The organism is Agrobacterium sp. GD03872 (assembly GCF_029840625.1).
Taxonomy (GTDB): domain Bacteria; phylum Pseudomonadota; class Alphaproteobacteria; order Rhizobiales; family Rhizobiaceae; genus Agrobacterium; species Agrobacterium fabrum_A.
Window position 1 is genome coordinate 69,081 of the sequence record NZ_JAOCCY010000017.1, and the last position, 21,999, is coordinate 91,079.

17 protein-coding genes are annotated in these 21,999 nt (G+C 59.1%); 11 read left to right on the forward strand and 6 right to left on the reverse strand.

Going from position 1 to position 21,999, the window contains the following annotated elements; genetic code table 11:
* Nucleotides 1-102 precede the first annotated feature (102 nt).
* The 4 genes from N5D22_RS23320 to N5D22_RS23335 all read right to left on the reverse strand — a co-directional run bounded on the left by N5D22_RS23320 (nucleotide 103) and on the right by N5D22_RS23335 (nucleotide 4,953).
* On the reverse strand, nucleotides 103-1,206 hold the full coding sequence (locus tag N5D22_RS23320) for a hypothetical protein (protein ID WP_279658234.1): 1,104 nt from the start codon (nucleotides 1,204-1,206) through the stop codon (nucleotides 103-105).
* Nucleotides 1,207-1,527: 321 nt separating this feature from the next.
* A complete protein-coding gene (locus N5D22_RS23325; RefSeq protein ID WP_279658235.1) occupies nucleotides 1,528-3,066 on the reverse strand; it encodes an ABC transporter substrate-binding protein in 1,539 nt (512 codons plus the stop codon).
* A 125-nt stretch (nucleotides 3,067-3,191) separates the two neighbouring features.
* Entirely contained in the window at nucleotides 3,192-4,172 is a 981-nt protein-coding gene (locus tag N5D22_RS23330) for a mannonate dehydratase (protein WP_279658220.1), read from the reverse strand.
* Nucleotides 4,173-4,239: 67 nt separating this feature from the next.
* Nucleotides 4,240-4,953, reverse strand: a complete 714-nt coding sequence (locus N5D22_RS23335; protein ID WP_279658221.1) for a FadR/GntR family transcriptional regulator — start codon at nucleotides 4,951-4,953, stop codon at nucleotides 4,240-4,242.
* A 206-nt stretch (nucleotides 4,954-5,159) separates the two neighbouring features.
* Between N5D22_RS23335 and N5D22_RS23340 the strand changes: the two genes are divergently transcribed.
* From N5D22_RS23340 to N5D22_RS23360, 5 genes are all read left to right on the forward strand, one after another.
* A complete protein-coding gene (locus N5D22_RS23340; protein ID WP_059758625.1) occupies nucleotides 5,160-6,188 on the forward strand; it encodes an ABC transporter permease in 1,029 nt (342 codons plus the stop codon).
* The gene (locus N5D22_RS23345) at nucleotides 6,185-7,084 is read left to right on the forward strand and encodes an ABC transporter permease (RefSeq protein WP_174058811.1); all 900 of its coding nucleotides are present in this window, start codon (nucleotides 6,185-6,187) and stop codon (nucleotides 7,082-7,084) included. Before N5D22_RS23340 ends, N5D22_RS23345 begins: the two co-directional genes overlap by 4 nt.
* A complete protein-coding gene (locus N5D22_RS23350; RefSeq protein WP_279658222.1) occupies nucleotides 7,071-7,916 on the forward strand; it encodes an ABC transporter ATP-binding protein in 846 nt (281 codons plus the stop codon). Before N5D22_RS23345 ends, N5D22_RS23350 begins: the two co-directional genes overlap by 14 nt.
* On the forward strand, nucleotides 7,913-8,650 hold the full coding sequence (locus tag N5D22_RS23355; RefSeq protein ID WP_279658223.1) for an ABC transporter ATP-binding protein: 738 nt from the start codon (nucleotides 7,913-7,915) through the stop codon (nucleotides 8,648-8,650). Before N5D22_RS23350 ends, N5D22_RS23355 begins: the two co-directional genes overlap by 4 nt.
* A 321-nt stretch (nucleotides 8,651-8,971) precedes the next feature.
* Nucleotides 8,972-11,038, forward strand: a complete 2,067-nt coding sequence (locus N5D22_RS23360) for an ATP-dependent helicase (RefSeq protein WP_279658224.1) — start codon at nucleotides 8,972-8,974, stop codon at nucleotides 11,036-11,038.
* A gap of 60 nt (nucleotides 11,039-11,098) precedes the next feature.
* On the opposite strand, the gene N5D22_RS23365 is transcribed toward N5D22_RS23360, so the two are convergent.
* On the reverse strand, nucleotides 11,099-13,270 hold the full coding sequence (locus tag N5D22_RS23365; protein ID WP_279658225.1) for a TonB-dependent siderophore receptor: 2,172 nt from the start codon (nucleotides 13,268-13,270) through the stop codon (nucleotides 11,099-11,101).
* 282 nt (nucleotides 13,271-13,552) lie between these two features.
* On the opposite strand from N5D22_RS23365, the gene N5D22_RS23370 reads away from it, so the two are divergent.
* The 5 genes from N5D22_RS23370 (at nucleotide 13,553) to N5D22_RS23390 (ending at nucleotide 18,407) form a co-directional block, all read left to right on the forward strand.
* Nucleotides 13,553-14,365 (forward strand): ABC transporter ATP-binding protein, encoded by an 813-nt coding sequence (locus tag N5D22_RS23370; protein ID WP_279658226.1) that lies wholly within the window; start codon nucleotides 13,553-13,555, stop codon nucleotides 14,363-14,365.
* Nucleotides 14,362-15,405: an iron ABC transporter permease gene (locus N5D22_RS23375; RefSeq protein ID WP_279658227.1), complete on the forward strand. Its 1,044-nt coding sequence runs from the start codon at nucleotides 14,362-14,364 to the stop codon at nucleotides 15,403-15,405. Before N5D22_RS23370 ends, N5D22_RS23375 begins: the two co-directional genes overlap by 4 nt.
* Entirely contained in the window at nucleotides 15,402-16,442 is a 1,041-nt protein-coding gene (locus tag N5D22_RS23380) for an iron ABC transporter permease (protein WP_279658228.1), read from the forward strand. The genes N5D22_RS23375 and N5D22_RS23380 overlap by 4 nt, the downstream gene beginning before the upstream one ends.
* An 8-nt stretch (nucleotides 16,443-16,450) precedes the next feature.
* Nucleotides 16,451-17,413, forward strand: a complete 963-nt coding sequence (locus N5D22_RS23385) for an ABC transporter substrate-binding protein (protein ID WP_279658229.1) — start codon at nucleotides 16,451-16,453, stop codon at nucleotides 17,411-17,413.
* Between the two features lie 97 nt (nucleotides 17,414-17,510).
* Nucleotides 17,511-18,407, forward strand: a complete 897-nt coding sequence (locus N5D22_RS23390; RefSeq protein ID WP_279658230.1) for a MurR/RpiR family transcriptional regulator — start codon at nucleotides 17,511-17,513, stop codon at nucleotides 18,405-18,407.
* A gap of 43 nt (nucleotides 18,408-18,450) precedes the next feature.
* On the opposite strand, the gene N5D22_RS23395 is transcribed toward N5D22_RS23390, so the two are convergent.
* Nucleotides 18,451-19,737: a glycosyltransferase gene (locus tag N5D22_RS23395; RefSeq protein ID WP_279658231.1), complete on the reverse strand. Its 1,287-nt coding sequence runs from the start codon at nucleotides 19,735-19,737 to the stop codon at nucleotides 18,451-18,453.
* 474 nt (nucleotides 19,738-20,211) lie between these two features.
* Here N5D22_RS23395 and N5D22_RS23400 point away from each other — a divergent pair, with 474 nt between their 5' ends.
* Nucleotides 20,212-21,975: an ABC transporter ATP-binding protein gene (locus tag N5D22_RS23400; protein WP_279658232.1), complete on the forward strand. Its 1,764-nt coding sequence runs from the start codon at nucleotides 20,212-20,214 to the stop codon at nucleotides 21,973-21,975.
* The last annotated feature ends 24 nt before the right edge of the window (nucleotides 21,976-21,999 follow it).

Consider the following 21,999-nt stretch of genomic DNA (forward strand, 5'->3'; position numbering starts at 1 on the left):
TAACAAATGATCCGCTCTGCACCGTACCGAAAAGGAACAGGCCGCATGCTACAGCTTCCAGAGCTTTCGCACGCGGCCCGACCAGAACTGCGGAAAAAAGCCTTACTTCCAGCTTCGATAATCAGCCGCGGTGCACCCGAACGGCGCCGGGCCATCGGCAAAACGTTCCTGCAGACGGGCGCAGCCCCATTCATTGAGAGCTGCGGGCAGCATGTTGTTGATATCCATGCCGGGCGAATTGAATTGCGAGGGCGCACTGGTGACGTACCACAGCCAGTAACCGAACACCGCAACGATGATGACCGCCACGATGGCCACGAAAGTGCCCAGCCTGCGCAGAAGGCCCGGTCCTTTCTTTGTCGCCGCGCCCTGGGCCGCCGCAGCCTCCCGTGCGCCACTTGCGACCATCGGGGCAAGCGATGCGAGAGCTTCCGCCCTCTCCCACTCCGTAAGGTCGATCCGCTCCAGCTGATCGTCGAGCAGGACCGGCAACACGCCCTTGCCGTGCAGGACCGCGAGCGCCACGTCATGTTTGCCATCATGGCCGACGACAACGGGAATGCGTCCCCGTTCGAGATGGGTGAAGGACTGCCGCTTGGTCTTGTCCTCTCTGACCGTGTCGGCATAGGTGACGAAAAGGCGGCTGCGTTTTTCGGCAACCGCCCTCAGCGCCACCGGGATGACGGTCAAGGGCGCGGCCTGCCGCAGCTGCAGGCGAACCCGAAGCACACGAAGCAACATGAACAGCAGCACGAGACTGCCGAAACCGAGCAGGGCGACGAACACGCCAAGCGTGATGATGCGGTTCCAGAGCATGTCGAGGCCCAGCGAAATCGTTGCGAGTTCCGGGTTCTTCGCGGAAATGACCAGCCCGGTTTCATAATCGCCGGAATGGAAATCGACGAACATCACCTCGACATTCCTCTTGTAGCTCACACCCGCATGGTCGTAGGACAGATCCGCCTCGCAGGTCGTAAAGATCGCCTTGCGCGTCTTACAACTACCGCTGATATCGCCGTTTTCAATCTCCAGCGGGTCCTTGCTGATCTGATAGTCGCGCAATATGCCCGGACCTTCGGCAACAAGCATGACGATCATGATCACCAGAAGCGCCGGGACGGAAAAATAAGAGGCCGGCGGCACCGAAATGACGCCACGCTTGAGGATCAGCGGCCGCGACGGAAGTTTTATCTGTGCAAGGTTCATGGTCATCAACGTGCTCTGCGGGAAAAAGATGAGCGGAGCTTGCGACTCCCGCTCAGCGGAAAGAATGGTCAACAGACGGTCTAATCCGGCGAAGCCCTTGAGAAAACCCCGGAAATTCTAGGAGGACGACGATAGTCGCCTGCCGCGACAACGGTTCTCTGTCCCGGAAATGCGGGAGGAAGCCATGCGGCGCCTGGTTCCAGGCTGTCGATGCAACTGAAATGCTTCGAGAAACAGTGGTCAGTCCCGAATACACGGTACGACAGCAAAAACGGGCGGTAAAACCGCCCGTCTCATGCCATCTCAGAACCGTGTTTGCCGCTATTCCTTGGTAATATTTTCCAGCCGGGTCGTCTGGCTGGGATGTCCCACATAGTTTTTCACGCGCGTATTGAGCACGATCGGCTCGAATCTCTCGAACATCGGCAATACGGCCGGTTTCTGGGCGACGAACATTTCCTGCATCTGGGTGTAGATTTCTCCACGCTTTTTGGCGTCCGGCTCAAGGGAAGCCTTTGCCGTGAGAGCGGTCAGCTCCGGAATATCCCAGGCGGAACGCCAGACAAAATTGCCGGCATTGTTGGCGGCCAGCGAATTGTCGGGGTTGCTGGAAAACTGCTCCATCGAGCCCAGCACATTCGGCATATAGGCGCCGGTCTGCGGAATGAGCAGATCGAAATCACGCGCGCGGTGCGCGGCAATCACGTCGGAACCATTGCCCTGCTGGATATTGACCTTGATGCCGATCTGGCTGAGCGATGCCTGGATCGCGGTGGCGAGGTCGATGCGCGGTGTCTGCGCAATCGTCTTCAGGTTCAGCGTGAATCCATTCTCATAACCCGCCTCCTTCAAGAGAGCCTTCGCCTTGGGAACGTCGAGTTTCCAGTCCGGGCTCGGAATGGCGTATTCGAAGTTTTCCGGCACCGGCACCGTGCGCGCCCGGCCATAGGGGCCCATGATGGTCTTTTCCATTCCCTTGTAGTCGATGCCATAAGCAATCGCTTCGCGGACCTTGGGGTTGGACAGGGGCTCCTTGCCGGCATTCATGGACAGGACATAAAAGCCGCCGGTCGGCACGCGCTGGATCTGGAAACCTTCCTTGTTGTTGAAGATTGCGAGGTCGGCGGCCGTCAGCGCGCTGGCGATGTCGATATCGCCGCGCTCCAGCATCAGGCGCTCCACCTGGCTTTCCGGCACATGCCGCACGATGACGCGGCGCATTTTAGGGCTGCCGGCCACGTAGTCCTTGTTGGCCTCGAGAATGATGATCTCGTTGGGCGACCAGCGATTGAGCGTAAAGGGTCCGGAACCGGCGGAATTGGTTCTCAGCCAGCCATTGCCCCAGTCGCCACTGCTTTCATGCGTCTTGAGCTCCTTGCTGTCGACGACGCTGGCGATGACCATGGCCAGACGGTAGAGAAGCAGCTCGGACGTCGTTTCGCCGGAAAGATCGATGCGTACCGTTTTTTCATCCGGCGCGCTCACCAGCTTGTCGACATTATCGGCATTATAACCAACGCGCTTGAGGTTGGCTGCGGCCGCCTGGTTCATCTTCAACAGCCGGCTGAGCGAATAGACGACGTCTGCCGAGGTTACCGGATTGCCCGAGGCGAAATTGGCCTCGCGGAGATGGAAGGTGATGCCCTTGTCATCTATCTCCCAGCGCTCGGCAAGCTGCGGTGAAACCTTGCCCGACCCATCGACCGAAATCAGGCGGTCATAGAGGTTGGACATGATTTCGTTGGCTTTTCCTTCGGTGGCCTGATGCGGGTCCAGCGACAGCACCTGCGCCAGCGACGTTCCGATGACAAGCTGGTCGTTCGGCGTCTTGGCCACGGCTGGCGCGGCCTGCACGAGCATGGCGCCCAGGGCCGTGGTGAATGCGAGACGGATCAATGATTTTCTCATACCTGCTCCTCCTACAGATCGGTAATTCATGTTTGGGAAAAAGCCGCGACGCAGCGGGGCGTCGCGGGCCAGAACGGTCAAAGATGTTTGTTATCAAGCGCTTCGATCAGCGCGGCGATGTAGCCGTAGCAGAAGGCGAAAGCGACACCGACGGGATCGCGCCCGGCAATCGTCGGCACATGGTCTGGCATGATCATGTAGCGATAGCCGAGTTCATGATAAAGCTTCAGCGAACGCACCATGTCCATGTCGCCCTCATCGGGGAATGTCTCCATGAAGGAGAGTTTGCCGCCGCTGATATTGCGGAAATGGACGTTGAAGATTTTGTCGCGGCTGCCGAACCACCTGATAATGTCGTCGATTTCCTCGCGCGGATTGTCGAGCATCTCGCCGATCGACCCCTGGCAGAAATTCAGGCCATGATAGGGGCTCTCACGCATCTGCACGAATTTCTTCAGCCCCTCGACCGTGCCGAGAACGCGGGTGACGCCCCTGTAACCCGGTGGGGTATAGGGATCATGCGGATGGCATGCCAGGCGCACGCGGTTGCTTTCGGCCACCGGCACCACACGCTCGAGGAAATAGTCGATGCGTTCCCAGTTCTCGTCTTCGGAAAGAACGCCCGCGAGACCCGGTGCCGCATCATGGTCCGCCTTGTCCCAGCGCCAGGCTTCATTGAGCGAGCCGCCGCGGCCGCGCTCCATTTCCGTGCGCGGAATGCCGATGAGGTTGAGATTGTATTTCGCAGCAGGAATACCGGCTCTCGCAATATCCTCGATCATCCTGCAGACGGCGTCTATCTGCCGGTCGCGATCAGGACCGGCAAGCAGAATATCGGGATACGACGCCTGTTCAATGGGCCGCGACGGCAGCGGCAATTGCACCATGTCGAGAACGAGGCCGAAGCTTTCGACCTTGTCACGGTGGCGCTCGAAGTCTTCAAAAGTCCAGCTCGCGGGTCTTCCGGGCGGATCGGCGTTGATATTTTTGACGCCGAGCTGCGCCCAAACCTTAAAATCCTCGTCATCGCGCGCAGCAACCTGGGTGCCGACATACATCGATTCTCTCCTCTCTCCATGCAAGTCATCATATGACATTGCATGAAATAAGATGAGTGTCGAGATGCTATTGCGCTTCAGATAGCAATCTGTAACGGCGCTGGCTCGCAAGCATATGTTCGCGCATGGCTTTTCGCGCCGCGTCCGGATCCTGCTCGACGATGGCACGCAGGATTGCCTCGTGCTCGGCCTGCACTTTGCGAAGATAATTCGCATCGCCAGTTTCCGGCAGCGTCGGGAACTGCCCGCGCGGTATGGAGCGCGAGCCGAACTGACGCAGAGCCTCCAGATAAAAGCGGTTATTCGTGGCGATCGCGATGGCCGTGTGAAACTCGTAATCGGCATCCACGGTGGTCTCACCCGCATCGATGGCGCGGGCCATTTTCCGGTGCGCCGCCGAGATTGCAGCCTCCTGCTGGGCTGTACGGCGATAGGCGGCGATTGCCGCCGCCTCCCCTTCCGTTGCAAGCCGGAACTCCAGCATCTCAAGCGTTTCGGCAATGGTTCCGACTTCGGATTGCGTCAGTTTCACGCCGGCCCATTCGCTGGCATTGCTGACGAAAACCCCCTTGTCCTGGATGGGAACGACATAGCCGGCAGAGCGCAAATCCGCAATCGCCTCGCGAACCACGGTGCGGCTCACGCCATAGCTGCGCTCAAGCTCCGGTTCAGTGGGAAGCTGATCGCCATTTTTCAGTTTTCCACTGCGAATTTCTGCGCTGAGATTATCGATGATCTGTTGCGCCCGCCTCTCCCGCGGCCTCGCTTTGTCGCCCATCATGCCACTCTTCCCTCTTGCAGAATACGAATCCCTTCGCTACTCATATGATGACATGGCAACACGTCATATGTTTTCATGTTAACTCAGGGAGGAGTTGGGATGAAGTACCATCAAGAGTTTTTACAATGGAGAATTGCCCGTCTGCCGCGAGCAGCGCGCAAGGCCTCGGCCGCTGACGGCGTTCTCACAGGGAAGTGCGACCGGTAATGACGGAAATCTCACTGCGCGGGCTTGGACATCGTTTTCTGCAACTGATCGTCAGCCTCTTCATCCTGCTCTGCATCACCTTCATCATCGGCCGGGTCATGCCGAGTGATCCGGTCGGGGCAATCGTCGGCGAACTTGCCGATCCCAAGGCCTATGAGGCCATGCGAGCGCGGCTGGGGCTCGACCTGCCGCTTTACCAGCAATTCTTCATCTATCTGCGCGGCCTGCTGCATGGCGATTTCGGCATTGCGATCCTGACCGGCAACCCCGTTACCCGCGATCTGGCGCAGGCTTTCCCCGCCACCTTCGAACTCGCCACGCTGGCGATCATCATCTCGACGGTCGTCGGCGTCCCACTCGGTCTAGCCGCCGCCCTCTTCCGCGACACCTTCATCGACAAGTTCGCGCGCGTGTTTGCGCTGGTAGGGCATTCGATACCGGTCTTCTGGTTCGGCATCGTCGGGCTGGTGATTTTCTACGCGAACCTCAACCTTGTCGCCGGCCCCGGTCGGGTCGACGTCTTCTACGAAGGCCTCGTGGAGCCGAAGACGGGATTGATGCTCGTCGACAGCCTGCTCGCAGGCGAGACGGAAATCTTTTGGAACGCGCTTGGACACATCATCCTGCCGGCGATCATCCTAGCCTATATGGCCATGGCCTACATCACCCGCATGACGAGGGCCTTCACCCTCGAACAGCTCAGCCAGGACTATGTCATCGCGGCACGGGCCAAGGGTGTCAGCCCCGCACGCACCATAACCCGCCATGTGCTGCCCAACATCGCCGTGCAGCTCATCACCGTTCTGGCGATCTCCTATGGCAACCTGCTGGAAGGCGCCGTCGTCACGGAGATCGTCTTCTCCTGGCCCGGTATCGGCCAATATATGACGAATGCGCTGCTCATCGGCGACATGAACGCAATTCTGGCCGCCACAATCGTCATCGGCTTCATTTTCATGTTGCTCAACTTCCTCGCCGATCTGGCCTACACCACGCTCGATCCCCGTACACGGGAGGCCGCACGATGACCGATATCGCGCACAACAATACCGTTGATCGTCCCAGCGCCCTGTCGCGCATCTCGACTACCACCGCGCGGACACTTCGAAAGCTCGCGGACGAACCGCTTGGAATGTTCGGCTTCGCCATTCTGGCCATTCTGGTTCTGGTCGCAATCTTTGCTCCGCTCATCGCGCCTTACGATCCTGCCCGTCAGGCTCTGGAAAACGCGCTTCAACCACCCAGCTGGACACATCTGGCCGGAACCGACGAGTTCGGCCGCGACATTTTCAGCCGGCTTGTTTATGGCACCCGCATCACCATCCAGACGGTACTGTCGGTTTCGATCATCGTCGGTCCTATCGGTCTTGCCATTGGCGTGATGGCCGGTTTCTTCGGCGGACGAACCGACGCAATCCTGATGCGCGCGACCGATATCGTCCTGTCCTTCCCCTCGCTCGTGCTGGCGCTTGCCTTTGCGGCCGCCATGGGCGCCGGTCTCGGCACGGCGATCATTGCGATCTCGCTGACCGCATGGCCGCCGATTGCGCGCCTTGCCCGTGCGGAAGCGCTTGTCGTGCGCAATACCGACTACGTCGCCGCCGCCCGTCTTTATGGCGCCTCGCCGCTGCGCATCCTGTTTCTGTACATTGCGCCGATGTGCATTCCCTCGGTCATCGTTCGCCTGACGCTCAACATGGCCGGCATCATCCTGACGGCCGCTTCACTTGGCTTCCTCGGTCTCGGAGCCCAGCCGCCGCTGCCGGAATGGGGCGCGATGATCTCCAGCGGCCGTAAGTTCATGCTCGATTACTGGTGGGTCGCCGTCATGCCCGGCATTGCCATCCTGCTGACGAGCCTTGCCTTCAACATCGCCGGCGATACGCTGCGCGACCTGCTGGATCCGCGTCATGCCCGTTCCTGATAGCTCCCCCATCCTTTCGGTCCGCGACCTCAATGTCCGTTTCGGCCGCAACACCATTCCCGCCGTGTCCAACGTCAATTTCGACGTCGGGCGCGAAAGGGTCGGCATCGTCGGTGAGTCCGGCTCCGGAAAGTCCACCACAGGCCGGGCCGCCATGCGGCTCCTGCCGAAAAGCGCAACGGTGACGGCGGAGCGGATGGATTTCCTGTCCGAGCCGCTGCTCGAAAAATCCGAGCGGCAGATGGGTGCGATCCGCGGCAGCGAGATGGCGCTGATCATGCAGGACCCGCGTTATTCGCTGAACCCGGTGCTGCCTATCGGAAAGCAGGTGGCGGAGGCCGCCGAACTGCATCTGGCGCTGACCGGAAAGGCGGCGAGAAATGCCGCCCGCGACATGTTGCTGCGCGTGCGCATCAACGATCCCGACCGCGTAATGGCGCTTTATCCGCACCAGATATCGGGCGGCATGGGCCAGCGCGTGATGATCGCCATGATGCTGCTCGCCAAGCCGAAGCTGGTCATTGCCGACGAACCGACCTCGGCCCTCGATGTCAGCGTTCGCAAGGATGTGCTTTTGCTTCTGGACGAGATGGTGCGCGAGAATAATTCCGGCCTGATCCTCATCAGCCATGACATCCGCATGGTCGCGGCCTTCTGTGAGCGCGTGCTGGTCATGTATGGCGGGCGCGTCGTGGAAACGCTGACGAAGCTGGAGGAAGCGCAACATCCCTATACGCGGGGCCTGATCGCGGCGATGCCCGATCCCCGCAATCCGGTGCGGCGTCTCAAGGTACTGGACCGTCAGGCCATCGATGCGGAGGTGATGCGATGATCACGGTAGACAAGCTCGACGTCGTCTACGGCGCAAAGGAAAAACGCAATCACGTCGTGCGCGGCGTCAGCCTCACGGTCAACAGGGGTGAAACGCTCGGCATCGTCGGTGAGAGCGGCTGCGGCAAGTCGACATTGCTGCGGTCGCTGGCGGGGCTGGAGGCCGGCTGGACTGGCTCCATCAGCTTTAACGGCAAACCGGTCGGCAAGACCCGCAGTCGCGACGAACTGAAACTGGCGCAGATGGTGTTTCAGGACCCCTACGGTTCGCTGCACCCGCGCCACCGCATCGGTCGGGCGCTCGCCGAACCGATCCGCGCCATGGGACTTGGCGATGGCTGGTCGAAGGTTCCAGCAGCCTTGCAGCAGGTCGGCCTGCCCGCATATTTCGCCGAGCGCTTCCCGCATGAACTTTCCGGCGGCCAGCGGCAGCGCGTGGCAATCGCCCGCGCGCTGATCCTCGAACCGCCGATCCTGCTGCTCGACGAGCCGACATCCGCGCTCGACGTCTCCATCCAGGCCGAAATCCTGAACCTGCTTGCCGACCAGCGCGAAGAACGCGACCTCACCTTCGTTCTCGTCAGCCACGACCTCGCGGTGATCGCCCATATGTGCGACCGTGTGCTGGTCATGCAGAACGGCGATTTTGTCGATGAGTTGACCAAGGCCGATCTTGAAGCGGGCGTTACCCATTCGGCCTATTCAGGCGAGCTGTTCGAAAGCAGTTTCCTGTAACGACCCTCCCACAACGGCAACACCTGGCGGCCCATCCACGGCCGCCCGCCTTCTCCCGTGGCGCGATTTCGGGGATTTCGTCCGACCGGCAGCGGACAATCGCCGGCAGGGGCCGAGCGTCCTTTTGGGCCGATAAATTTCACCACCGACTGCGTTAAAACCACCGGAACAATGCGTTCAGCATTTGTTCTGGATTGCTGTTTGAGTCTTTGCTAATCATTGCGACGACAGGGCAGACAATGGCCGGACATTCCGACGACTGCCGTCTCTGAACAAGGTTCTCACCCGTGGGGACAGGCAGGTTATCTAAGGATTGCTGGCATGGCGGTTGCCTATCTGGAAAAGCTCAACGAACAGCAACGCAGGGCGGTGGAGTATGGCGTTGGGCTGGCAGACGGGCACACGGCCGGGCCGCTGCTGATCATCGCCGGGGCCGGTTCGGGCAAGACCAACACGCTCGCCCACCGTGTTGCGCATCTGATCGTGAATGGCGCCGATCCCCGCCGCATTCTGCTGATGACGTTTTCCAGACGTGCCGCCACGGAAATGTCGCGGCGGGTCGAGCGTATCTGCAAACACGTTATCGGGGCGAATTCGGCAATCATGACAGATGCGCTGGCCTGGTCCGGCACGTTTCACGGCATCGGCGCGCGCCTGCTGCGCATCTATGCCGAGCAGATCGGGCTCAACATCGATTTCACCATCCACGACCGCGAGGATAGCGCCGACCTGATGAACCTCGCCCGGCACGAACTCGGCTTTTCCAAGACCGAAAGCCGCTTTCCAACGAAGGGTACGTGTCTCGCGATCTATTCGCGCGTGGTGAATTCCCAGACGCCGCTCAAGGAGATATTGCGCCAGCATTATCCCTGGGTCGCCAACTGGGAGAGCGAACTTAAAGAACTGTTTGCAGCCTATGTGGAGGCCAAGCAGGTCCAGAACGTGCTCGATTACGACGATCTCCTGCTTTACTGGGCCCAGATGGTCAGCGATCCCATCCTTGCGGACGATATCGGCAACCGCTTCGACCATGTGATGGTCGACGAATATCAGGATACCAACCGGCTTCAGGCCTCGGTGCTGATGGCGCTGAAGCCCGGTGGCCGCGGGTTGACCGTAGTGGGTGACGATGCGCAGTCGATCTATTCCTTCCGGGCGGCGACGGTGCGAAACATCCTCGATTTTCCGGCCTCCTTCAGCCCTGCTGCCGACATCATCACGCTTGACCGCAACTATCGCTCGACGCAGCCGATCCTGGCGGCTGCCAACGGCGTCATCGATCTGGCGCGCGAGCGGTTCACCAAGAACCTCTGGACCGAGCGGCAGTCGCTGGAGCGCCCGAAACTCGTGACGGTGAAGGACGAGACCGAACAGGCGAATTTCATCATCGACCAGATCCTCGCCAACCGCGAAACCGGCATGACGCTGAAACAGCAGGCCGTGCTGTTCCGCACCTCCAGCCATAGCGGCCCGCTCGAGGTGGAACTGACCCGCCGCAACATCCCCTTCGTCAAATTCGGGGGGCTGAAATTCCTCGACAGCGCCCATGTAAAGGACATGCTGGCCGTGCTGCGCTTCGCACAGAACCCGCGCGACCGCGTCGCCGGTTTCCGGCTGCTGCAGATGCTGCCCGGCATCGGACCGAAGAAGGCCGGCAATATTCTCGATGCGATTGCGACAAACCCCGAGCCGCTGCTTGCCCTTGACGAAATTCCGCCGCCGCCGAAGACCGGCGACGACTGGACATCCTTCACGCAAATGCTGGTGGGCCTGCGACAGGCGCCGTACGACTGGCCGGGCCAGATCGGGCAGGCGCGACTGTGGTACGAACCGCATCTGGAACGCATCCATGAGGATGCGGACACCCGCAAGGCCGATTTGCTGCAGCTTGAGCAGATCGCCGGCGGCTACCCCTCACGCGAGCGCTTTCTGACCGAACTCACGCTCGATCCGCCGGACGCCACCAGCGATCAGGCCGGGGTGCCGCTGCTTGACGAGGACTATCTCAGCCTCTCCACCATCCATTCGGCAAAAGGCCAGGAATGGCGCTCCGTCTTCATCCTGAATGTGGTCGATGGCTGCATTCCCTCCGATCTCGGGGTCGGCACCACCCAGGAACTGGAGGAAGAACGCCGGCTGCTTTATGTCGCCATGACGCGCGCCAAGGACAGCCTGTCGCTTATCACGCCGCAACGCTTCTTCACCGGCGGGCAGAACCAGCAGGGCGACCGGCATGTTTACGCCGCAAGAACCCGCTTCATACCGGCGACATTGCTGCAATTCTTCGAAACGGCAACCTGGCCACTGGTGTCGGCTGCCGCTTCCGAACGCAGCGCGCAGCAGATCCGGATTGATGTGGGTGCGCGGATGCGCGCCATGTGGAAATAGAAAGCGGGGCGTTCACCCCGCTCTCATGACTGGCGATTGTTTTCCGGTCGGACGCCGTTGTCAAAACTTCACGCTGGCCGTCAGGCTGACATTGAAGGGCTCGCCCACGGCATTGGCATAGCTGGTGGAACCGATGGACGAGGTGTAATAGGTCTTGTCGAAAATGTTCTTCAGATTGAGCTGCAGCGTCACCGGCTTTTCGAACTGAAGCGTGTAGGTGGCGAAGGCGTCGAAGACCGCATAGCCCGGCAGATTGTAGGAATTGTCGTTGATTCCGGCGCGCTCACCCACCGCCCGGACGCCGCCGCCGATGCGCAGCGTATTGCCGTTCGGACCGACCTCGCCGACATCATAGGCAAGGAAGAGCGAGCCGGTGTGGCGCGCCACATTCGGCAGGCGCTTGCCGGCATAGGTGGGATCTTCGAGCACGAGCGCATCCGTATAGGCATAACTCGCGATGAGATCGAGATCGTTGGTCAGGCTGCCGGCAATATCGACCTCAACACCGCGCGAACGGACGAGGCCGGCGGCCTTCACCGTCGAGACGCCGCCGACATCTTCCGAATAGGCGACATTGCGTTTGCGGGCGTTGAACAGGGCGATATTGGCGTTCAGCCCGGCGAAAAGATCGAACTTCGCGCCCACTTCGTAGGAAATGCCCTCTTCCGGATCGAGCCCGCCATAATAGGCGCCGATGGATGATTGCGGGCGGAAGGTTTTGGCCACATTGGCGTAAAGCGAGGCATTCGGGGTGAGCTTGTAGACCAGGCCGGCATTGGGAATGAGCTCGCCGCCATCCTTCTCGGTATTGACGACGAAGGGACGACCCTTGCCGGCATAGATGTCGTAATACTGGTAACGCAAACCGCCGACCGCGATCCACTGATCGTTAAGGTGCAGGGCGTCCTGCATATAGATCGAGGCGGTGGAGAGCTCCTCCGTCTGGTCGCTGTCGACCGCCCTCACCGTGGTGCAGACCGGCAAGCGGCCATAGACGGGATTGTTGACGTTGAAATTCGTGGAATTCGCGCAACGCAGCATGTCGGTGCGCAGGGTATCGCTGTAATCATAGGACGCGCCGAACAGCAGATCGTTGCGCAGTCCGCCGATTTCGGCCTCGCCCGTCAGATCCGCCCGCACCGCGTGATTGTAGATCGTCGAATATTGCGTCGCATCGGCCCGTCGCGTCACCTGTCCCGTGCGGGAGTTATAATCCATCACGCGCGCCTGATTGTCCGAATATTCGTTGCGGCTATAGGCGTAATTCAGCGACAGCTTCCAGTCATCGGAGAGCTGGCGGTCTATGGCGATGCTCGCCAGATCGGATTTGCCGTCGGTGATGTTGTAGGCTTCATCAAGGCGCAGGCGGCGGCTGACATTGATCGCCTTGCCGGTCGCCGGATCGAAGATCGTACCGCGATCGAACGGCACGCTGTAATCCTCATGCATGTAGGAAACCGTAATATCGGTGTCCTCGCCGCTCCATTTCAGCGAAGGCGCGATCAGCCAGTTCTTCTTCTCACCGAAATTACGCCAATAATCGCTGTTTTCCCCCTCGCCGATCAGGCGATAGGAAAAATCCGTGCCCGCAATCGGGCCGGTCACATCGAAACCGCCCGATGTGCCGTATTTGCCCGCCCCATAGGCGGAAAAGCGCGAATAGGCCTCCGCCGTGAATGTGTCCTCGGGCTTCTTCGTCACGACATTCACCATGCCGCCGGGATCGAGAATGCCGTAAAGCGTGGAGGCAGGTCCCTTCAGCACCTCCACCCGCTCAACCGTATCGTTGAAGGAATGCGGCAGGGCCGTCTTCAGCCCGTTGACGAGAATGGAGCCGTCGCGATTGTCGCCGAAACCGCGGCGGATGACGGCATCCTGGGTACCACCGAGCGTATTTGCCTGGGTGACGCCGCTGACATTGGCCAGCGCTTCGTCCAGCGAGCGCGCCTGCTGGTCGCGCAGCACCTCGGCCGTCACCACATTGACCGATTGCGGAATGTCGAGGAGCGGCGTCTCAGTGCGGGTCGCCGTGCCCGTCGTCACCGGCTGATAACCGCGCGCGCCTTTTTTGACATCGGCATTGACGGTTATGGTTTCGAGCACCGTCGTCCCGTCGGCATTTTTCTTCGTTGCAGCACTCTCCTGCGCAAAAGCAGGCAGGGCAACCCCGGCCAGAAGAAACGCCAGCAGCGCCCCCGAGCGCACCCCAATGATCATCGAACCGTCATGCATCGTGTCTTGTCCCCGGCTGTCCCAAATCGTCATCGCGACGATGCACCGGTCTTTCAATTGATGAATGTAGTAGTCAACTTTATTTCCACATCAACCGGCCGGAGCGTCGACGCCGAGCCCCGCATTCGTGTTTCTGCACGTGTCATTTCAGCCGATGACAACCGCTTTTTGTTCAAATCGACCGGCAAAAACGGCTTTTTCGAACGCCATATACTTGACTACTACAGTCATCAATAATTCTGGTGGCAACGCATCCAGACGGAGACGAGTTTGAACGACGGCATGAGACCCATAAGCACGGATACAGGCCTTGCGGCGCAGGCAATCGAGCTTGCCTATGGCAACACGTCTGTGTTTGCGGATATGTCCATCGATGTCGCGCCGAACCGCTTCACCGTTCTGCTTGGCCCGAACGGCTCTGGAAAATCCACGCTTCTCTGCGCGCTTGCCCGCCTGCACCGGCCCGCGCGCGGCCATATTCTTCTCAACGGTAGCGATATCTTCCGCCACCCGACCAAGGAGGTGGCGAAAAAACTCGGCATGCTGGCGCAGCAGAACCATACGCCGGAGGGACTTTCGGTTTTCGACCTCATCTCCCGCGGCCGCTACCCGCATCAGGGATTTCTGAAGCAATGGAGCGAGGAAGATGCCCGCGCGGTGGAAGAGGCGCTTTCCGTGACCGGCATGTCCAAACTCGCGGATCGAGCGGTCGACAGCCTTTCCGGCGGCCAGCGCCAGCGCGCCTGGATCGCCATGGCGCTGGCGCAGCAGACGGATATAATTCTTCTCGACGAACCGACGACCTTTCTCGATCTGCACCACCAGATAGAGGTGCTGGACATGCTGGCGGGCCTCGTCACCCGCCACAACCGCACGATCGTGGCGGTGCTGCATGACATCAATCTTGCCCTGCAATATGCCGATCACCTGATTTTTCTGAAGGACGGGCAGCTGCGGCACCGGCTGGAAACGGCAGCGGCCTGCGATGCCGGTATCATTGCCGACGTATTCGACATGGCAGTCGCCCAACTTACGCATCCGGTCACGGCACGGCCGGTCTTTCTTCCCCTGCCCGGACGGGCCGGCGCGGCATGAACCCCACCGGTACCAGCGCAAGCACCCTTGCCCTTAGAGAGCGAGCCTATGGCCGCACACTTGCGGCAGCACTTCTCCTGCTGCTTGCCCTGCTGCTTCTGGTGCTGGCGCATATGGCCACCGGCCCGCGCCCCATCGCGCCGCACGTTCTGCAAGACCTGATATTCGCTTATGACGCCCGCAATTTCGACCAGCAGGTTTTGATGCGCCTGCGCCTGCCGCGTCTGCTGGCTGCGCTGCAGGCCGGGGCCTGCCTTGGAACAGCTGGGCTTCTGCTGCAGACCCTGCTTCGAAATCCGCTCGGCGAACCGCATATTCTGGGCTTGAATGCCGGGGCAAGCCTTGCCGTCGTTCTGGCGACAGTGATGCCGCTCGGGCTGATTACAACGCCGCTGTTCCGCCCATTGCTGGCGGGCACGGGCGCTGGCATCAGCTTTTCGCTGGTGCTTCTCCTCGCTTCAGTCGGACGGCAGGGGCTGACACCGGCAAAACTCGTCTTTTGCGGTATTGCGCTTTCCACGCTTGCCGGAACCCTCACCTCCGCCATCCTCATTCTCAATGAGGAAACATTGCAGCAGATGCGTTTCTGGCTGGTGGGCGATACGGCCGGCGTTTCCATGGCAACCATCGCCGCCGCCCTGCCCGCAGCCTTGATCGCGCTCATACTCGCTCTCACCGTCGCCCCCCGGCTCGATCTTCTGGGGTTGGGCGACAGCGCTGCCGCAGCACTCGGTGTGCCGATCCGTTCGACCCGGATTCTGGCGCTTGTCTCCATATCGCTGCTCTGCGGTTCAGCCATCGCCGTCGTCGGTCCCATCGGCTTCGTCGGCCTGGTGGTGCCGCCGCTCGTCGCGCGCGTGAAAACGGGGCGGCTTCTGCTTGCCATGCCCATCGCTGCACTCGGCGGCGCGGTTCTGTTGATCGCCGCCGATCTTGCCGCCCGCCTCATTCTCCTGCCGAAAGAACTGCCCACGGGCGCAATGACCGGCCTTGTCGGCGCGCCGGTCTTTCTCTGGCTGGTGCGCAGGGTGCTGAAATGAACCGTTACCGGGTTGTCCGACTGGGGCGCTTTTCCGTCCGTTTCATGCCGTCGCGGCTCATCATTCTGCTGGCGCTTTTCCTCTGCCTCATGCTTGTCGCCCTATGGTCACTCACCGCCGGCAGCCAGCATATTCCCGCCTCCGCCCTGTGGTCGCTTGTCACCGCAACCAACACCGACCCTGCCATGACCGACGCGGTCGTGGTTCTCGACTTCCGGTTCTCGCGTCTGGCGCTTGCGATGGTGGCCGGCGCCATGCTCGGCATTGCCGGCGCCATCATGCAGGCCACGACCCGCAACGGCCTTGCCGATCCCGGCCTGCTCGGCGTGCGCGAAGGTGCGTCTCTTGCCGTGCTGGGCTGCCTGTTCCTGCTGTCTTCCCTGCCGGTCATGTTGCGCCCCGTCGCGGGCATTGCCGGCGGCATGGCAAGTGCCGCAATCGTTCTGATGCTCTCCGGCGCGACCTCGCGCCTGCGCTTCGTGCTGACCGGCATCGGCTTTTCATGGTTTTTATCAGCTTTGCTTCTTATCCTCATGGCATCGCTCGATATTCGCAATTTGCAGACAGCGATGATCTGGATGGCTGGCAACCTGCAGGGCGCAAGCTGGACCGCCGTTTCAATCCTCTCCGTCATCCTCGTCATCGCCCTTGGCCTTCTGCTCCTGACGGCGCGCGCCGCCGACGTGCAGGCGCTTGGCGATCATGCGGCGACGGCGCTTGGCGTCCATGGCCGTCGCCTTTCGGTGCTTCATGTCACGCTTGCCGTCAGCCTCACCGCATCCTGCGTTTCCTTCACCGGCAGCATCGGTTTTGTCGGCCTGATCGGTCCGCATATCGCCCGGCTTCTGTTGCCCGGTGGCTCCTATCCCGGGCTTGTCATGGGTGCAGGCCTGACAGGCGCAATTCTGGTCGCAGCGTCCGACACCATCGCCCGAACCGCCTTTTCACCTATGGAGCTGCCGACCGGCCTCGTCCTTTCCGCCATCGGCGCACCCACGCTCCTTGCCCTTCTCTGGTTCCACCGGCATCGCCTATAGGTCCCCCCATGCGCAAAACACTTTTCGCCCTTCTTCCGGCAGCCACCCTTTTCCTCGGCACAGCCACGGCCCAGGCCGAGGAGACCAGCCGAAGCTTTACCGACGACCTCGGCCGCAGCGTTTCCATTCCGGCAAAGCCGAAGCGCATCGTGACCTTACACGATATAGACCTCACCATTCCGCTCATCGAACTGGGCGTGACGCCGGTAGGCAGCCACGGCCGCATGGGCACGGACGGCAAACCCTATCTGCGCTCCAGCGCCATTCTGACCGGTGTTGATTTCGACAATAGCGATATCGCCTATATCGGCTCCATCAATGCCGATCTGGAGGCGATCGTCGCCCTCAAGCCCGATCTCATCCTGACCGAACCCGACCGCCCCACCCCCATCGAAAAACTGGAACAGATCGCCCCGACTGTCGCCATCGACAATACCAAGGACGGCGCGCCGCATATTTACAAGATACTGGCCGAGCTCACCGGCACTGAGGAGCGGCTGGCCGTGCTGGACAGGCGCTATCGGGCGCAGATCGACGCGCTGAAGGCTTCGGTCGATACCGGCGCCATCACAGTTTCAGTGTTTCAGCCGCTCAACGGCAAGATCAGCGTCTATCACACCTATAGGGCGCTTGGTCGCGTGCTGCGGGATGCAGGGTTTCGTTTCCCCGCCATCATCGACGCCATTCCGGAGGGTGACCGTATCGAGATCAGCGCCGAACGGCTGCCGGAACTCGATGCCGATATCATCTTCGATCCCTATCGTTCCGATACCGGCACTTCGCCACAGGCTGAAATCGACATGATGGAAGCCGTCATGCCGGGCTTCTGCGATTTCCTCAAAGCCTGCCGCAACGACCGTTATATTCTGCTGCCGCGCGAGGAGGCGATTTCCAACTCCTATGCCGCACTCAGCCTCATGGTCTCCGCCGTCCAGTCACACTTGACCGTACGGCCATCAACCGAGAAATGACGGGGACGCCAGCCATCGACAAAAGCGCTTGCGTCCCGGCTTGGCGCGCTGCTAATTCGTGAAGAAGAGTATAAAACTCAGCTTCGCGGAAGAATCCATGCCGGCTGGCGAAACGCATATATCAAGGCTTCGACGAATCGACCGCTTCAGTGAGCAGCTGCGCAAGCGCCGCGACCGCCTGTCGCCGGGCCTGCTCGCCGTTGCCGAATACATTGACGGCCACCGCCATGCCGTTCTCGCCAAATCGGCGCTGGAAATCGGCTTCGAGACCAATACCTCGGATGCAACCGTCATCCGCGCCATACAGGCGCTCGGCTTTCACGGGCTGGTCGATCTCAAGGAAACGCTGGAGGCCTATCTCGGCGTGGCGGATTCACCCGTCGAAAAAATGGCGGCGACGACAAAATCCATATCAGGCGATTGCAATGCCGCGATTGATTTCGTCCTTGAAAACCAGAAAAACACGCTGGAGATGCTCTCAAGCGCCGAAAACCGCGAAGCCATGGCCTTGGCTGTGCGGCTTCTTTCGCAAGCACGCGGCATCGGCGTGCTCGGCATCGGAGCCTCCGGCATCATCGCCACCTATGCCGCAAGGCTGTTCCAACGCTCCGGCATCCGCGCTTATGCGCTCAACGCCACCGGCATCACCCTCGCCGAACAATTGCTCGAGCTCGAGAACGGCCACGTCCTCATCATGCTCCTGCACGGACGCGCTCACCGCGAGGCCCAGACCGCGATAGCCGAAGCCGGCCGCCTCGACATCCCGATCATCATGCTGCTCGGGCAGGAAGACAGCGTGCTTAAAAAACACGCCAACGCCTGCCTGTTCCTGCCGCGCGCCAAAACGGAAGGGGTCGCGCTCCACGCCCCAACCTTCGTTGCCATGGAAACCATGGCGCTCGCCCTCTCCGCCGCCCTGCCGGAACGAAGCCTTGAGACGCTGGAGCGGCTGGTGGAGCTGAGGACGTCGATCAGGCCGCATAAGCGGGTTTAGAAATAGAGCACCACTATCAAGCGCAGGACGTCGATCCGCACCCTTACGTCGGAATTCTAATTTTGCTACTATCTTGGATTGCATCAAGTATGTCAGATGCGACGTTTCGCCATGTTCGCATTTGTGGTTTGAACTCAGCAATCTTCGCTTTCAGCGCGGTGTATTCATCCGGTTCCAACAAGAGCTTGCGAACCAGATCAGCCAATTCCTCCGGTTTTTCTGGATCGAAATAAAGTGCGAGCGCTCCCCCCGCCTCCCTCAAGGCAGGTACATCCGCGGCAAATGCTGGCGTCCCGCACCATAGAGCCTCGCTGATCGGCAGCCCCCACCCCTCCATCCTGCTCGGTAAAACCAATCCGTAGGCATTTTCGTAGAGTAAACGTAACTCCGCCTGGTTCGGATTAAGCACAAAGTGAAATTTGTCGGCTATTGGGCGGAATTTCTCCTGCTTTAGAAATTTTTCAACTCTTTTGCGTCTCGCACCAGCCAACACCAGTGCGGGCGAAGTGATACCGGATCCCTGCAATGCCAGCATGGCTTCAACAACGCACTCCAAGTTCTTGCGACCGTTGTAAATGCCTACGCCCAGTAGATAACGATCTTGAGGCGGCTTTTTGTCTATCGGCTCAACCGTCTGACGAAGCTCGTTGCAAAGCGGTACCGCCACGACATCGGGCACCGGCGGCAATGTGCCAACACTTGAAAAATGCTCTACCTCCCGGGCCGTAAATTCTGAATTCGTCAAAATCAGCGCGGATGCCGCGATAGCAACCTTATTGTCGTGAATGAAATTCCGCGGAAATGAAAACTGATTCCGATGTGTGAAATCATGCAATGGGATCATATCATGGAGCATCGGAACAAAGATGGCTTTTTCACCGCGTTCATTCAATGCCATGATGTAGTCGGACATGATTTTCGGCCTCCCTAGCGAGACCAGAATCTGTCCGTCCAGGTCAACCTCTCGGACCGCCCCCGCCGGAATAGTTGCCCAGCGTTTGCGATTGCGATGCTCAACTATTGTGCGAACAATACCGTAGAACAGAGACTTTAGAAAATTCTTGTCAAAAAGGTTCTGTCTCAGGCGCAGGGGGGTCGCGCTTGACGGAACGTTTGGATCCAGAACACCTGTTGGCGATGCGTCACCCGTACGTGGAAACACTTCAAAAAACCGACGATGCAACGGCGAATAGATAACATATCTTACGGATTTGTCCGCCAGTGTCAGCTCATAGGCGACCTCCATCACCGTTCTTGCAATTCCGTAATATTTGAATTTCACTCCGGAATTCAGGAACAGTTCGGACAGATCAAAAAAAACTTGGGGCATTTACCGTCCTGCCTGACGGACATATCCGTCATAAAACACATTGGATTGCAAAAGCTTACGGGCTTATATGCCGCACCACTATCGATCGCCCACCACTTAGCTCGGGATATAGATTTTGAACAGCGTACTTGTCAACGGCAAGAACCGTCGGACTGTGCAAAACTACTGTCCCGCAACAACGACCGACACAAGAACTGCCCACATCTTGTGCGCTGCAAAGCCGGTGCCCTTGGACACCACTACCAGAGGGAGATTGACACGTAACGATCACCCATTTAAGTGCACTACACCAATTTCGGATTAGACATGCCGCGGCATTTGGAACCGGTGTTAAGCTTTGAGTTTTCTGAATATGAAACTTGGGCGTATCATATATGAGCGTTACACAGAACATCACGCCGCTGATTTGGGTTTGTTTGCCTGACGTGATAACACTCGCCAACTGCAGTTTCTGCACCAATTAGGAATATCGCTGTGATCGGATCATTTTTGTCGCAAAACGACAAGAAGCTGCTGGTACGACTGTTCAAAGAGAACTTCAAGAAGCATGTCGGCTGGTACTCGATGGCAATCGCGGCTATGGTTGTCGTTGCGGCAACGACATCCCTTAGCGCCTGGATCATGCGCGATATCGTTAACAGCGTCTACCTCAAGCGCGGCTTCGATGTCGTTCTTCAGATTGCGTTCGCGGTCGCCGCGATCTTCATCGTTAAGGGGCTCGCCACATTCGTACAGAGCTATTATCTCAGCAAGGCTGGCAATAGCATCGTAGCTGAGCAGCAGCGTAAGATTTACGATCGGCTTCTGAAACAGGGGGTTTCTTTTTTTCAGAACTTGCCGTCCTCCGAGCTACTCATCCGCGTCACCTATAACGCCCAGGCTGCGCGTAGCGTCATTGATACGATTGTAACATCGTTCGTTCGCGATCTCTTTTCGCTTATCGGGCTGATAATCGTGATGTTTGCCCAGAATTTTCTTCTGAGTGCTATCTCAATGATTATCGGTCCTCTTGCGATATTCAGTGTTCGCCTTGTCCTGCGGCGCGTCCGCAAAATTATGGAGGCAGAGCTTGCCTCATTGGGTGAAATCGTCAACGTTGTGCAGGAAACCAGCATAGGCGTACGCGTTATCAAGGCATTCTCGCTCGAGAAACTGATGCGCCAACGCATGGACAAAGCGGTATCGGACGTCGAGCATCGCGCAAATGGCATAGCGAAACTTGAAGCGGCAACAAGCCCGATCATGGAGACGCTATCAGGTCTCGCGATTGCAGTGGTCATCGCCGTTTCCGGTTATACCGTCCTTGAAAAAGGCGGTTCTCCGGGCGACTTGATGGCCTTCATCACTGCCCTGCTACTTGCTTATGAACCGGCAAAACGTCTTGCACGCATGCGCGTCCAGATCGAAAGTGGCATGATCGGTGTGCGTATGATGTTTGAGGTTCTCGATGCTCCGCTGACTTTGAGCGAGAAAAGCGACGCCTCACCGCTGCCAAAAGCAAGCGGCAATGTCGAACTGAAAAACGTTGGCTTCGAATACGTTTCCGGCCAACCGGTTTTGAAAAACGTCAGTGTCCTTTTCGAAGGGGGCAAGATGACGGCGCTCGTTGGACCTTCAGGAAGCGGTAAATCCACCATTATAAATCTGATTATGCGCCTCTATGACCCGCAAAATGGATCGGTTGAGATCAACGGTATGGATTTGCGCGACGTGTCCTTTGCGAGTTTGCGTGAACATGTATCCTATGTGGGTCAGGAAACCTTCCTATTTTCCGGTACTGTAAAGCACAATATCTCCGTCGGTCGCGACAAGGCTACGGAAGAAGAAATCATTGCTGCGGCCAAGGCCGCAAATGCACACGACTTTATCATGAAGATGCCCGAGGGTTACGACACCAAACTTGGTGAAAACGGCTCCGGTCTGTCCGGTGGTCAACGGCAGCGCGTCGCGATCGCGCGAGCCATGCTTAGAAATGCGGATATTTTGATTCTGGACGAGGCGACAAGTGCTCTGGATTCCGAGTCCGAAGCGCTCGTGCGGGATGCTCTGGAGCGCCTCACGCTCAACAAGACATCAATCGTCATCGCCCATCGCCTTTCCACTATTAACCGGGCAGACAAAATCGTCGTCATGGACAATGGCGAAGTTGTAGAACAGGGTAGCCGCCGTGAATTGCTCTCGACGGACGGCCTCTATAAGCGCCTGCACAGCATTCAGTTCGATGCGGATGTAGCTTAAATTTAGCCAATCTATAAGGCCGCG

Excerpts from the sequence above, each read along its gene's own strand:
- N5D22_RS23385 (WP_279658229.1), top strand. The coding sequence starts at position 16,451 with ATGCGCAAAACACTTTTCGCCCTTCTTCCGGCAGCCACCCTTTTCCTC.
- N5D22_RS23365 (WP_279658225.1), bottom strand. The coding sequence starts at position 13,270 with ATGCATGACGGTTCGATGATCATTGGGGTGCGCTCGGGGGCGCTGCTG.
- N5D22_RS23395 (WP_279658231.1), bottom strand. The coding sequence starts at position 19,737 with ATGCCCCAAGTTTTTTTTGATCTGTCCGAACTGTTCCTGAATTCCGGA.
- N5D22_RS23345 (WP_174058811.1), top strand. The coding sequence starts at position 6,185 with ATGACCGATATCGCGCACAACAATACCGTTGATCGTCCCAGCGCCCTG.
- N5D22_RS23330 (WP_279658220.1), bottom strand. The coding sequence starts at position 4,172 with ATGTATGTCGGCACCCAGGTTGCTGCGCGCGATGACGAGGATTTTAAG.
- N5D22_RS23320 (WP_279658234.1), bottom strand. The coding sequence starts at position 1,206 with ATGAACCTTGCACAGATAAAACTTCCGTCGCGGCCGCTGATCCTCAAG.
- N5D22_RS23355 (WP_279658223.1), top strand. The coding sequence starts at position 7,913 with ATGATCACGGTAGACAAGCTCGACGTCGTCTACGGCGCAAAGGAAAAA.
- N5D22_RS23335 (WP_279658221.1), bottom strand. The coding sequence starts at position 4,953 with ATGATGGGCGACAAAGCGAGGCCGCGGGAGAGGCGGGCGCAACAGATC.
- N5D22_RS23350 (WP_279658222.1), top strand. The coding sequence starts at position 7,071 with ATGCCCGTTCCTGATAGCTCCCCCATCCTTTCGGTCCGCGACCTCAAT.
- N5D22_RS23325 (WP_279658235.1), bottom strand. The coding sequence starts at position 3,066 with ATGCTCGTGCAGGCCGCGCCAGCCGTGGCCAAGACGCCGAACGACCAG.
- N5D22_RS23340 (WP_059758625.1), top strand. The coding sequence starts at position 5,160 with ATGACGGAAATCTCACTGCGCGGGCTTGGACATCGTTTTCTGCAACTG.
- N5D22_RS23360 (WP_279658224.1), top strand. The coding sequence starts at position 8,972 with ATGGCGGTTGCCTATCTGGAAAAGCTCAACGAACAGCAACGCAGGGCG.
- N5D22_RS23380 (WP_279658228.1), top strand. The coding sequence starts at position 15,402 with ATGAACCGTTACCGGGTTGTCCGACTGGGGCGCTTTTCCGTCCGTTTC.
- N5D22_RS23370 (WP_279658226.1), top strand. The coding sequence starts at position 13,553 with ATGAGACCCATAAGCACGGATACAGGCCTTGCGGCGCAGGCAATCGAG.
- N5D22_RS23390 (WP_279658230.1), top strand. The coding sequence starts at position 17,511 with ATGCCGGCTGGCGAAACGCATATATCAAGGCTTCGACGAATCGACCGC.
- N5D22_RS23375 (WP_279658227.1), top strand. The coding sequence starts at position 14,362 with ATGAACCCCACCGGTACCAGCGCAAGCACCCTTGCCCTTAGAGAGCGA.